Source organism: Flexithrix dorotheae DSM 6795 (assembly GCF_000379765.1).
GTDB classification, from domain to species: domain Bacteria; phylum Bacteroidota; class Bacteroidia; order Cytophagales; family Flammeovirgaceae; genus Flexithrix; species Flexithrix dorotheae.
The window spans coordinates 76,728-89,674 of sequence record NZ_KB903445.1 but is presented as its reverse complement, the minus strand read 5'-3'; the positions used below and the strand labels follow the sequence as shown (position 1 = coordinate 89,674).

The 12,947-nt window shown below is 34.5% G+C and carries 8 protein-coding genes; 3 read left to right on the top strand and 5 right to left on the bottom strand.

The annotated features are described in order from the left end of the window. Positions 1-9 precede the first annotated feature (9 nt). From A3EM_RS0118895 to A3EM_RS0118885, 3 genes are all read right to left on the bottom strand, one after another. Positions 10-756 (bottom strand): SDR family NAD(P)-dependent oxidoreductase, encoded by a 747-nt coding sequence (locus A3EM_RS0118895; protein ID WP_020529810.1) that lies wholly within the window; start codon positions 754-756, stop codon positions 10-12. 2 nt (positions 757-758) lie between these two features. Continuing rightward, the gene (locus A3EM_RS0118890; protein ID WP_020529809.1) at positions 759-959 is read right to left on the bottom strand and encodes a tautomerase family protein; all 201 of its coding nucleotides are present in this window, start codon (positions 957-959) and stop codon (positions 759-761) included. A 129-nt stretch (positions 960-1,088) separates the two neighbouring features. After that, on the bottom strand, positions 1,089-1,661 hold the full coding sequence (locus tag A3EM_RS0118885) for a Crp/Fnr family transcriptional regulator (protein WP_020529808.1): 573 nt from the start codon (positions 1,659-1,661) through the stop codon (positions 1,089-1,091). 362 nt (positions 1,662-2,023) lie between these two features. Here A3EM_RS0118885 and A3EM_RS0118880 point away from each other — a divergent pair, with 362 nt between their 5' ends. The 3 genes from A3EM_RS0118880 to A3EM_RS0118860 all read left to right on the top strand — a co-directional run bounded on the left by A3EM_RS0118880 (position 2,024) and on the right by A3EM_RS0118860 (position 8,271). Then, positions 2,024-2,371, top strand: a complete 348-nt coding sequence (locus A3EM_RS0118880) for a PadR family transcriptional regulator (RefSeq protein WP_020529807.1) — start codon at positions 2,024-2,026, stop codon at positions 2,369-2,371. A gap of 12 nt (positions 2,372-2,383) precedes the next feature. Then, positions 2,384-5,002: an ABC transporter permease gene (locus A3EM_RS0118875; protein ID WP_020529806.1), complete on the top strand. Its 2,619-nt coding sequence runs from the start codon at positions 2,384-2,386 to the stop codon at positions 5,000-5,002. Positions 5,003-5,811: 809 nt separating this feature from the next. Then, positions 5,812-8,271, top strand: a complete 2,460-nt coding sequence (locus tag A3EM_RS0118860) for a carboxylesterase family protein (protein WP_020529803.1) — start codon at positions 5,812-5,814, stop codon at positions 8,269-8,271. A gap of 509 nt (positions 8,272-8,780) precedes the next feature. Here the strand turns inward: A3EM_RS0118860 and A3EM_RS0118850 are convergent. Together A3EM_RS0118850 and A3EM_RS0118845 are read right to left on the bottom strand one after the other, a co-directional pair. Then, positions 8,781-11,156, bottom strand: a complete 2,376-nt coding sequence (locus A3EM_RS0118850; protein WP_169513384.1) for a cellulase family glycosylhydrolase — start codon at positions 11,154-11,156, stop codon at positions 8,781-8,783. Between the two features lie 625 nt (positions 11,157-11,781). Then, positions 11,782-12,813 (bottom strand): outer membrane beta-barrel protein, encoded by a 1,032-nt coding sequence (locus A3EM_RS0118845; RefSeq protein WP_083925263.1) that lies wholly within the window; start codon positions 12,811-12,813, stop codon positions 11,782-11,784. Between the last annotated feature and the right edge of the window lie 134 nt (positions 12,814-12,947).

The window sequence follows — 12,947 nt, the reverse complement described above, 5'->3', positions numbered from 1 at the left end:
TTTCTAATTTTAAATGGCATGACCAACCGAATGCCCTCCGGCTATATTTAAAGTTTCACCTGTTACAAATTTTGAAGTGGCCAGATAATAAGCTGCCTCAGCCACTTCTTCCGGTTCCCCAATTCTTTCCAATAAGTGAAGACCAGCCAGGCTATCTGCATCTTCCACTCCAATTTTTCCCTGAAGCGGACTTCTGATAATTCCCGGAGCAATGGTATTTACACGAATATTATTTTTACCAAACTCAGCAGCCAGTTGTCTGGTAAGTGCATGAATTGCGCCTTTGCTGGTGAGAGGAGCAGTGGATGGAAAACCGGCAATAGCATGTTCCACCAATACAGTCCCGATATTAATTATTGAACCGCCTTCTGGCTGTTTTACCATCTGCCTGATCGCAGCTTGTGTGGTGTAAAAAGTTCCTTTCAGGTTTACCGCTAAAAACTGGTCAAGATCATTTTCGCCTACCTCTAAAAAAGGCTTTGGCTGGAATATTCCCGCATTATTCACTAAGACTTCCACACTGCCATATTTTTCAATGGCCGTCTCCACCAATTTTTCCCCTGTCTCCTTTTTGGTAATATCACCTACTACCAAGTGTGCATGATAAGGTGCTCCCAATTCATTGAAGGCTTCCAACAATCTGGATTCATTGGAGGAATTCATAATTACATTTAGGCCCTTATCCAGGAAGTATTGGGTAATAGCCTTCCCTATTCCCGTAGATGCTCCGGTGATTATAGCTGTCTCTTTTTTCATGGTTAGCTTTTTTTAAATTTTTCTGAATACATTTTTGAATTTACTCCCCAGTTGTCAACCGGTACTTCGTCTATGACAACATGAGTGGTAGCAGGGTTTTTTTGGAGTACTTCCACCATTAGGTCGGTCACTCCTTCGATCAATTTCTTCTTTTGATCTCTGGTTACATTTTCATCTGTAACCTTAATGTTGATATAAGGCATAACTTTTTGTATTTGATTTGCTTACAAAGCTAAGCCCGTACATAAAGCGCTGATAGGGGGTATATCACCAATATGAAGTGAGGTAGATCACACTTTCAAAAAACAAAACGGGTAAATTTGGCGGGGAATTTAATTCTGAAATCTACTGAGGGTTTCACGGGTTACACCCAGATAAGCCGCTATAAACTTTTTAGGCACCCGCTGAAATAATTGCGGATATTGGGCCAATAATAAATTATACCGTTCCTGAGCAGTATTCCTCAGGAGAGATAAAATCCTGTTTTGAAGCGCCACATAGCCGGCCTTGGTCTTTTTACCCCAAAACCTTTCCATCTTGTGACTTTCCGAAGTGAGTTTTTCCTTGTCTTCGTAAGTGATATACAACAACTCACAATCTTCTATACAATCAACCGAAGTTTTAGCCAAAGATCGATTGATAAAAGCATCATAATCGGTTGTCCACCAGTTTTCCATGGGAAACTGCAAAATGTGCTCTTTGCCCTGATCATCATAAAAATAGGACTTCAGGCAACCCTTTACCACCCAGAATTCCTTATTTACCAGCTCTCCTTCTTCCACAATGAACTGATATTTTCGCTTTTTTACAGGTTTGAAATAACTGAAAATTTGCTCAAATTCCTCATCGGAAAGGGAAACAATTTCTTCAATATGGCTTCTAAGTCTTTGGGCTCCTGAATTCATTGGATAAAGCTAATAACCTTTGAGAAAAACTCCATCAATTCACTCTGCTTTCTTTTTTCCTGGCTCAATATTCCAAAATATTTGGTTGTGGAGCAATGAAGCTGGCTTTCTTAATCAGTATTGAAAAATACTTCTCATCTAACTTGCAGCGGTTTTCCCCCAAAATTGGACGAAACTTTGGTAATTCCTTCCCTTAAAAATTAAGCGCAAAACCGTCACTTCTGTGACAATAAATATTTATAGGAAATAAATTGTTTATGGAAAAACCAAATCATTTTAATGACCATTCACGTAATTTCTTGCTTAATTGTAGAACAAATAGATTTTAATAGTTACATTTGTTCTACAATTAAGAAACTAACATGAAAGAAACAAAATTAGGAGAATTTGAAGAAGTAATCTTACTGCTTGTAGGTATTCTGGGAGAAGAAGATGCTTACTCTTTTAAAATTACCCAGGAATTTAAAGACCAAACAAGAAGGTCCGTTTCAATTGGGGCTGTCCATTCTACGCTTTCAAGACTAGAAGATAAAGGTTTTTTAACTTCTGAGATGGGTAAAGCCACAGCTGAAAGAGGAAGCAGAAGAAAGCGTATTTATGCTATCACAGCTTATGGTAGAAAGACATTGGAAATTTCCAGAGATTTTAAAATTTCTTTATGGAAACAGTTTCCCCATTTCGGAACTGATTTTGGATTACAATTTACCTAATGAATTCTTTTTATGAAAAATTCCCATCCTCCAAGAATCGCCAATAAATTACTGCTTTGGTTCCTAAAATCTGATTTGGTGGAGGAAGTTCTTGGTGATTTGGAGGAACAATATTTTGAGAATTTAGAAAAATATACAAATCGAAAAGCCAATTGGCTTTATTGGTATCAAGTACTGAATTATCTCCGACCTTTTGCCATAAAAAATATAGTCCCTGTCTCAAAAATTTCTAATGGCATGTTTAAAAGCTATTTGAAATTAAGTTGGAGAAATTTAATAAAGCAAAAACTCTATTCAAGTATTAATATAGGAGGCCTTGCTATTGGGCTGGCAAGTTTTATAATGATTTTCTTTTATGTAGAACATGAGCTTTCTTATGATAATTTTTATCCGAATGAGCAGCAAATTTATCGTATCACACAAAGGCAACCAGGCAATGTATATAAAGGATCAGATTATTTTGCTGTTACGCCAACTCCTTTAGCCTCAACATTAGAACGAGAGTTCCCTGAAGTCATCAAGGGAACTACAATCAACTATTTAACAGCTCTTATCAGCAATGAAGATGATAATTATTGGGAGGAAGGGCTTTGGGCTGATCAGAATTATTTTGAAGTTTTTAATTATCCACTTTTATCAGGTGATCCTCAAAAAGTATTGGAAAAACCATATAGCATTGTTCTTACAGCATCCTTTGCCAAAAAGATATTCGGTAATTTAAATCCTTTAGGAAAAGAGTTAAAATTAAAGTTTCACCAGGATGAAAATCAATATAAAATAACAGGGTTGATTCCTGATTTACCAGAAAATTCATCAATTAAATTTAACTACATTGTCAGTTTTGAATCTAACAATCACTATTCAGAAGCATTGAAAGAAAATAGTTGGAATAATAATTCGTATTTCACTTTTTTTCTCTTGAAGGAAGGTGCCAATCCAGCACAACTTGAGCAAAAAATAAAACAAGCTGGTATTCCCCAAAAATATCAAACAGATAAAACATATCCATTTAAAGATGAATATTATGTGAATTCCTTAGCTGATTTGCATTTGAATATGAGTCCCCTATTTGATATTGGTTTGAAAGGTAATAAGAAATATGTTTATTTTTTCTCGGTAATAGCCATTTTAATCCTGGTTCTGGCTTGCATCAATTATATGAATTTGGCAGTGGCTCGTTCCATTAATCGTGCTCGGGAAGTTGGTTTGAGAAAAGCGATTGGAGCTTTTCGCCAACAACTTATTGTCCAATTTCTTGGGGAATCGATCCTGATTACCCTAATCGCCTTTGTAATAGCCCTGGGTATGGTGCAACTGGTTATTCCTTACTTTGGCTATTTAATTGAAAGACCACTTAAACTGGATTTATTCAGTAATAATTTAATGTTGCCAGGAATTCTATTCTTATTATTTTTTGTAGGAACATTTTCAGGAAGTTATCCAGCCTTTTATTTATCGGGACTACATCCGATTAAGGTATTGAAGGGAAAAATTGATAATAAATCCAGAAATTCGAATTTACAACAAAGCCTTGTAATTGGGCAATATGCAGTTTCTATTATTCTAATAATTGCTTGTATAGTGATATATAAGCAACTTCAATTCATTCAAAAAAAAGAATTGGGTTATAACAAAGAACACATAATCACCATTACTGTAAGGGATATGGGAGTGGTGAATAACATTCAAACTCTGAAAAATAAATGGTTAAGTTATCCTAATATTAAATCTGTAACCTATTCAAACAATCTTCCTACAAATATTTCATCCAGCACAATTATCAATGATGACGATGATATTCCTGAAAATGATTTGTCTATCTATGAGACAAGAGTTGATTATGATTATTTAGATGTTTACGGTATAGAATTAATTGCCGGACGAAATTTTAGCAGAGAGCATAAAAGTGATATAGAAGAAGGCTATCTGATAAATGAGACAGCAGCTCTTGCCCTTGGCTGGACTCCTGAACAGGCCATTGGAAAACAATTTACTCATAATGGTGTAGAAACGGTTTTAGGAGTAGTCAAAGATTTCCATATGCATTCTATGCATCTTTCAATTGAACCTTTAATGATTCATCTCACTAAGGGTTGGGTAGGAAATATTGCAGTCAAAGTACATCCAGAAAATTTACCTGAAACCATCTCTTACATGGAAAGAAATGTGAATGAATACACAAAATATCCATTTGAGTATAGTTTTTTGGATGAAAAATTTAACCAACTGTATAAAGCAGAAGAAGTTTTAGGAGAAACTTTTGGATTTTTTACAATTCTTGCCATAGTTATTGCCTCAATGGGTTTGTTTGGATTGGCTGCTATTTCAGTTGAGCATCGAGGAAAGGAAATTGGAATCCGTAAAGTTTTGGGAGCCTCAGCAATAAGTATTGTTTCTTTAATAGCTAAAAACTTTATCAGGATGGTAGCAGTGGCTTTCATTTTGGCTATTCCTTTAGCTTGGTATCTAATGGATAAATGGCTTCAGGATTTTGCCTTTAGGATTGAAATGGAATGGTGGATTTTTATTCTATCAGGTTGCATTGTCTTTTTAATTGCTTATTTAACCATTGGTTATCAAACAATTAAAGCGGCTTTATTGAATCCTATAAATCGTTTAAGAAATGAATAATGGACATTGTTGGTTCCAAGTTGGACATACCAGAGCAACCTGCCCCCCCAAATCTCTTATTTTGTAGGGGTTCCAGAACAAATAGTTTTGGGATGGAAAATTAAAAAAAATCTTCCCCTATCCGCGGAGTACCGAACCATTTCCAGAAGGGGAAATTGATTTACATCTTAAAATTTTAATATGTTTAATTTTAAAACTCAGCTCATTTTTCAAGGTAAAAAACAGACTCAAATTGACTTTCCCCCTCGGTGAGGGGGTTAGGGGAAGGAAATTGTATTTTCTCACTAGTTACATTTTTAAAAACCCTACAAGATTAACCCAAATCCGGGTCGGTTGCGCCAAATCAAACACTAATTTTCTTTGAGGTAAAAAATTAAGCTAAACGATTTCAAGTATCCCCGTTTCCAAGGACCATCTGTCTGGAAGAAAGCTTCCAAAACTTATTTTAATTCTACTATAGTATGCTTAAGAAGCTGGATCTCTTTAACAAATATAGGTTCAGTGGTATTACTGTAGATCACCATGTTAAACCAAAACTTTTTTCCTCCTTCACCAAAAATAACGAAAAACCAGCTCAGTCCGTTTTCACTGGCACTGTTTGATCCGTGTTATCCAGACATTACTGCAAAAAGTAAATATTTATTTCAGGACTCTAAAAATAAAGGTCCTTTTGCATCAAAGTATTGGAATTTTATAAAATTGTAAAATTCTAAATGATAAATCCGGCTATTTTTCCCTCAAGACAGTAAATGTTTAACCTCTACATTATACATTCGCAGAAACTGATCTATCAAATTTATTACAGACAAATGATTTCAACCCGGCTAACTTCTATTTTCTTTTTCTTAATCTTCTTACAATACTCGGCATTATATGCGCAACAAACATTCGATAAGGGTTATGCAGTACAACTTTCTTCGACTGTAAAATATCCAAGATATGCCCGGACTGAATTTCCTCAGGATAAGGTAATTGCAGGGTTATTAAATGGTACAATTGTTTCTCCTTATCAACAATCATCTAAGCAAACCTCTTTAAACTGGGAAGAAATTAGTCCGGATGAAAAAAGCTATTTTAATAGTGAGAAGTTCAATTATGGAGGTTTGTATCTGGAGTATGAAAGTAACAAAAAGGAAATCATGATTTTGGATTGCTCTGGTAATGCCAAGGTATATTTCAATGGAATTCCCAGAGAAGGAGATCACTTTGATTATAATGTCACCAAGCTTCCAGTACAAATTGAAAAAGGGACCAATTCTATTTACCTGACAGGAGGAAGAAACCCACGCATCAAAGCTAAATTGTACAAACCTTCCTCTCCTGTAATACTATCAACTGATCAAATGACTTTACCTGACCTGATTATTGAAGAAAATGGCGAAAAATTAGGCGCTGTAATGGTAATAAATGCAACCAATAAACCCGTAAGGAAATATGTTTTGGAATGCATCATTGGAGACCAAAAACGGATAACAGAAATTCCCACCATCGAAAGACTTACTTTTCGAAAGGTGCCTTTTGGCATCAGTGAATTAACCGGAGTAACTGACAAAGAGATTGATGTGCAACTTAATCTTTTAACTAATAAAGGGGAAAAACTTAATTCTATTCATTTTAAAATTAAAAACAAGCATTTTATAGAATCGCATGACAGGACTTTTATCAGTAAAATTGATGGCAGTGTACAATATTTTAGTGTGACGCCTGGCAATATAAATGATAAGATTACTCCAGCCTTGTTTTTTTCAGTGCATGGTGCTGGAGTAGAAGCAAGGAATCAGGCGGCTGCCTATCAACCAAAAAACTGGGGACATATAGTTTCTCCTACCAATCGTGGTCCTTTTGGTTTTGCCTGGGAAGATTGGGGCAGACTTGATGCCCTGGAAGTTCTTGAATTAGGAAAAAGTCTTTTTAAACCCAATCCTAAAAAAATATACCTTACCGGCCATTCCATGGGTGGTCATGCCTCCTGGTATCTTGGTGCTACTTATCCAGATTACTGGTCTGCCATAGCCCCTTGTGCTGGCTATGCTGAATTACATGAATGGATTAAATACCAACCAAAGCATAATACTGAAATACAACGCATGTTTATTAGAGCCAATAATCCTCAAAGTACCAAATTACTTGCGAGTAATTATTTACATTATGGGGTATATGTGAATCATGGAGATGCAGATCCGGTCGTTTCTGTGGAGCATGCCAGGGAAATGCGGAACATTTTAGGCAATTTCCATCCAGATTTTGCTTATTACGAATATCCAGGAGGAAGTCATTGGTATGGTGCTGAATCTGTGGATTGGCCTCCTTTATTTGAGTTTTTGAAAAGCCATAAGCTTCCTGAAACTGCTGAAGTCAGAACGTTAAAATTTTCTACAGCCAACCCGGGAGTCTCTGCGACCTCAAACTGGCTGAGTATTTACCAACAAATTCATCCATTCCAAGTCAGCAATGGAAATTTTAAAATCAGTGAAGATTCATTAATCCTCAGTGGAACCACACAAAATGTAAAGTTGATAAAATTTGATTTGGCTAAGGCAGCCTTAAAATTTCCAGGTAAACTTAAAATTGACGATCAGGAATTTATGATCAATAATTCAAAAACAGAAATTTATCTGAAATTAGCGGAAAGTGGAAAATGGATCGTAAGTGAACCCGCTGGAAAGAATGAAAAAAGTCCCCACAGAAGTGGAAACTTTAAGGATGCTTTTCGTCACAATATGGTTTTTGTTTATGGAACCAGTGGAAGCAAAGAAGAGAACCAATGGAATTATTATAAAGCCAGATTTGATGCGGAATCTTTTAGCTATAGAGGAAATGGTTCTATAGAAATTATTCCAGACAAACAATTCCATCCTGATGAATATAAAGACAGAGGTATAATCATTTATGGAAATGCGGATAACAATAAAGCATGGAATTTTCTACTGAATAGTAGCCCTGTACAGGTAAAAAATGGAGAAGTGAAAATTGGAGATAAATCGATATATGGAGATGATCTGGGCTGTTATTTCATCCAACCACGGCCAGATAGCGATATTGCATCTGTAGGAGTAGTGGCAGGATCAGGAATTGAAGGAATGAAGGGGGCTCATGCCAACCAATATTTTGTTGCAGGTTCCGCCTTTCCCGATCTTACGGTTTTTAGAAAAAATATTTTTGAAAAGGAATATGATGCTGTAGAATGTACCGGTTTTTTCGGTAATGACTGGAGTGTAGAAAAAGGAGAATTTGCATGGAAAGGTTCGGTTGCAAAAAAGGGGAAATGATTATCGTTGAAATAAAAAAATAATGAACAATTTCAAGTCACCTCATTTCTGTGGGCGTTCTGTCAATTACCATGGGGTTTGAGATGATGCAAATGATAAAAAGCAACAATTCAGTATTTGGAATGGATCACCAGAACCATTCAGAGAAAAACTGACACGTGAAATCCATCTGATTGGAAGACAATTTTTCTATTGCTATTCAAGTCTAGCTTTTAAAATGGAAGAAATTTTGGTTTGTTTACTCGCTATTTTCCCTTTGGCTAATTCTTGATTTCGCTTCCCTGAACTGTAAAACCACTTCTCAATTTCTAGCCCTAACATATTGGTTCAGGTTTCCATTTTTTCCCATTTGAGTTGTAATTTGGGTATGTAAGTGATTGCCTTAAGACAAAATGGGGTTACTTACTAGAGATAAAAAATTAACCTGTGGATATGGGCTTTTCGGCATTTAAACCCGAAAAGCCCATGGTTTTACTTTAGGAAGCAAAAAAATCAATGAAGTTATTTTTTTACTTTTTCAGGATAAACTTTTTGTATTCTACGGTCCCATTTGAAAGATAAAAAACACCAAGGTATAAGCCTGCACTTTGGCTATTTAAATCTAATTTAAAGTCCCTTTGGTTGGAAGAAACAGGCTCTTCGTGAATAAATCTCCCATCCACACTTCTAATATAAAATCTTTCAATATCGATTTTTGAATTAAACGAAATATTTATAATATCCTTGGAAGGGTTAGGATATACTTTAATAGTTGAATTTTCCTGGAACTGTATATTATTTGCTTGCAATTTACTACTAATTCTACTACCTGGAGAATTTACAATATATTCAAAATAACCACCGCAATGTAAATATTCTGTATTCATGTTTCCGCAAGTAGAACCCGTCCAGGAACCAGTGGAATAGGCATTTTCCGATTGATAATCTATTCCATCAACCACAATTTTATCGACCCGCAAATCCCTTTGGGTACCGTTATCATTTAGGTATTGAATTCTTATTTCATCTCCCGATAAGATTTTAGAGGTATGATTGAAAGTAATATTCTGAAAAGTACCATTGGAATAATTTCCTCCAATATTATTATATGAAGCAACAGTATTGCCATTAATAATTAAAGCTAAATTTTCACTACCATGTTTACCTGCAGCTAAAATTGAAATTACTGAATTAGGAGGCGATGAGTTATCCGTTTTAATAATTTCTACATAATCTGCCACACACCAGTTTTCAATAGCTCCAATTTCTAATTCATGATTTCCAATTGTTAAATTGATGTTATTTGCTTCCATTGTTCCCCAATATGATATCCCAAAGCTGTTATCCTGAGAAGAAATAGTGGAATTATCTCCATTAAAAGAGGTGAGGTTATTGTCTATTTTAAATTGATATCCTCCTGGCCAATAAGCCGTTGAGCTTGCCGAATTTCCAGATCTTAACCTTACCTTTATTAAATACTCACCAGCCGAAGAAATATTAAAAGATATCTTAAACTTATCTCCAGAATCATAAAACTGAACACCTTTTGTTCCGCTAAGCATGGAAAAGCCACCAATACTTGCCTGAATGACACCCTTTGAACCCACATCATTTACCACTTCAAAATAATCCTCTAATTCATATCTCGTAGTATCATTAGTGGTACTTCCACCTGTTTGGGCATCGATTAAAGAGCTGTAAGACGAACTTTCACCTGCCTGGTTTGTTTTCATTTTAAAATAATAAACTGTGCTTCCTTGTAAACCACTAAATAACTTAGATTCTTGGTTAAATAATACTGTAGTGGAGTCATTTAAATTGTTTGGATTAGTTCCATAGAAAATAGTATAATTATCTCCTGAAGGAGCATCAGTCCAGGATAACTGGATTTCTGAAGAGGAAGTAGAAATGGCATTTATATTCGATGGAGGTAGAAGATTTAAAATTGTATTTCCAGTATCTAAGGGCCAAAAATATCCTTCATTAATTGCGTTAACTTTAAATTGGTCTAAGAATTTTCCTTGAAAATCAACTTCCCTTCTGCCCGCTCTCCAATCTAGCCAAGATATGCCTAATCTTTCCAATGATTCTCCATTGTATAATTCATTCGATAACTGGGGAACATAACTATAAGTACCAGGATAATCCCACTCTGTACAAATTACTGGATAATTATTTTTTAATGCTATTAAGTTGCTTTCTATATTGGGACTTATACCATAAAAATGAAAGCCTACAGATTCATTTGTCCAATCAATAGAAGGATAATCACTTGAAAATCCTGCCACTACAGCTTCGATATTGTAAACCAGGTTTTGGAAAGAAAATAAAATGATATGAGAATTAGGTGCTTTTCCTCTGACAATGTCATATAATTGTTTAAAGTTAGCATAATGACCATTGTTTCGGTAATAATTTACATTTGTATTTGAGTTGTAAATTGGTTCATTTAATAACTCAAATACCACATGCGTTTTATTTTTATATCTATCAGCTACTTTATTCCAAAATTCGGTAGCAAAATCCATTTCATATCCCACCTGAAATTCAGTTAACCAACAATTTACTGGATCTATACTATTATTTTTATTCCCTACATCATGAAAGTTAATAATCGCATACATTCCATTATTTTCTGCATATTGAACTAAGGAATCAATATATGGTAATTGCTCATCTACAGTTAAATAATCACAACCCCTATGTCTGGCCCAGGCATCAAAACAGACGATTCTCATAGCATTTAAATGCCCGTCATATTTTGCTCTGATCCAATTATTTTCATTCGAAATCCATAATACTTCATCATTTAAATGACCTTTACTTAATGGCATTGGTCCCCCTCTTAAGTTTTCTCCATTGTCAGCAACTACTACATTGTTTATAATTTGGACCCTTCCTCGCATCTGCGAAAAAATAAATTCTGGGAAAAGGATGCAAAAGGTAAAAATTGAAAGGATAAGATAATTTTTCATCTTCCTGATGTTTTGTATTGTAAATAATCATTTTTAAAAATAGATATAAGGTAAAAAACATGTTTTACTGAAAAGATGACTATTTACACAAAATGACATCAAATAAATTTCATTTTTTTTAAAATTTTAAAAATTATTCTGCAACTAACACATGAAGTACTTTGTTATAAAGTCTTTTTTATATAAGTATTCAAAATTTCACTAAGCTTTTCTTAGTATAAAAGAAATGAACCAATATTTTCAAACCCTTTCAATCCATTTCTCCAGATGCACTACAAAAATGTGTGCTATCTGCTTATTCAGAATTTTCCCTTTATGATTTTATTTTAAAGGATAATTCCGTCTTTATTTGCTGATGAGTTTCTTAATTGTATGTCAGCAATGGTAATGGCACTCAACGTAAGGGATTTACGGAGTGAGAATTTTACAGGTCGACTAACCATACTTAAAAAATAAAGATGCTGCACCTAAGCCTGGAGTTATGTCCTAAAATAGGGAAAGCCACACCTCCGAAAACATATCCTTTCCAATAATTTTTATTTCCAACCTTACAATGTTATTTAAGGTCCTTGATGATCAGTTTAAATTGTAAACAATTTTCCCTAATTGAAAATGGAAGGTGTAGGTCCTGACCATCCTTTATCCAATTGTTCAATTGGTGAGAATAGGTTATTTCTGGTATCAGTTTGAAAATATTTCCTATCTTTATTTCATAACCAATACCCATATCCAACCCATAATTTATCCCTGACAAACTGTTTATGATATCAAGTTTTTCTTCATCACCAGCAGAAATATCAAAACCTGCATAAATCCCACTGGTTAAGATAACATTCCTCGTGAGATAATATCGGATAGCCACAGGCAATTTAATTACTGAACGGAAAAAATTTTCTTCCTTAATTTCCTCGTTTAATTCAAATTTTGACCTATATGAATCAATACTCATTATTATGGTAGGCATAACACTAAAAATAATTTTTTTTGTCAGCTTGTATCCAAAATAAAAACCTAGATCAATCGTACCTGAATGTGGTTCAAGGTCGAATCCTTCTGGTTTTTCTGTCATTGATACCCTATACGCTCCTGTTCCAACTACAAACCCATAAGAATACCTTAAATCATCATAATTCTTGATAATATTACCATGTTCATCATACTTTTTCCAGTATTGAATACCACCTGCATCTCCATAGTATATCTCCTTTTTTAACCTACCCTCTTTAGTATAAAATTTCCACAGACCGGATCTTCCTAAAACAATACCATTTTTATCAATTTCTAAGTCTTCTCCTTTTATATGTAGAATGCCTCCGTGATAGTATTTAGTAAAAGTTGCCTTCTCTATGGATTTGTTGATAATATAACATATTGTAGAGTCTGTATAAATTGCCTTATTAATTTGTAAATAGTTTTTATGAACCTTATCCCAGCTTTTATCATCCTCCTCGGATATATAGTAAAGAGATACATCACGCTCGAACTGGGCTAATACTTCGGGCAATAAAGAAGTGCTAAAAACTAAAACAAAGAAGATCCCGAAATATAATTTTCTAATATTCTTTATCCTAAATATTCTATCTGACATAATTCTTTTTGCTATTTTAACTTCTGGTGGGCTTATTTTTTTGAGGATATGTAGTTTTTTAAACAGAAAACAGACGGCCTCCTCTACCCTACTTTACTTTTTATTTCATTTTACCTTTTTGCATCAATTATTCT

Bases quoted from the DNA above. Each gene is read 5' to 3' on its own strand.
- A3EM_RS0118860 (WP_020529803.1), top strand. From the start codon at position 5,812: ATGATTTCAACCCGGCTAACTTCTATTTTCTTTTTCTTAATCTTCTTA.
- A3EM_RS0118885 (WP_020529808.1), bottom strand. From the start codon at position 1,661: ATGAATTCAGGAGCCCAAAGACTTAGAAGCCATATTGAAGAAATTGTT.
- A3EM_RS0118850 (WP_169513384.1), bottom strand. From the start codon at position 11,156: ATGCGAGGAAGGGTCCAAATTATAAACAATGTAGTAGTTGCTGACAAT.
- A3EM_RS0118845 (WP_083925263.1), bottom strand. From the start codon at position 12,813: ATGTCAGATAGAATATTTAGGATAAAGAATATTAGAAAATTATATTTC.
- A3EM_RS0118895 (WP_020529810.1), bottom strand. From the start codon at position 756: ATGAAAAAAGAGACAGCTATAATCACCGGAGCATCTACGGGAATAGGG.
- A3EM_RS0118880 (WP_020529807.1), top strand. From the start codon at position 2,024: ATGAAAGAAACAAAATTAGGAGAATTTGAAGAAGTAATCTTACTGCTT.
- A3EM_RS0118890 (WP_020529809.1), bottom strand. From the start codon at position 959: ATGCCTTATATCAACATTAAGGTTACAGATGAAAATGTAACCAGAGAT.
- A3EM_RS0118875 (WP_020529806.1), top strand. From the start codon at position 2,384: ATGAAAAATTCCCATCCTCCAAGAATCGCCAATAAATTACTGCTTTGG.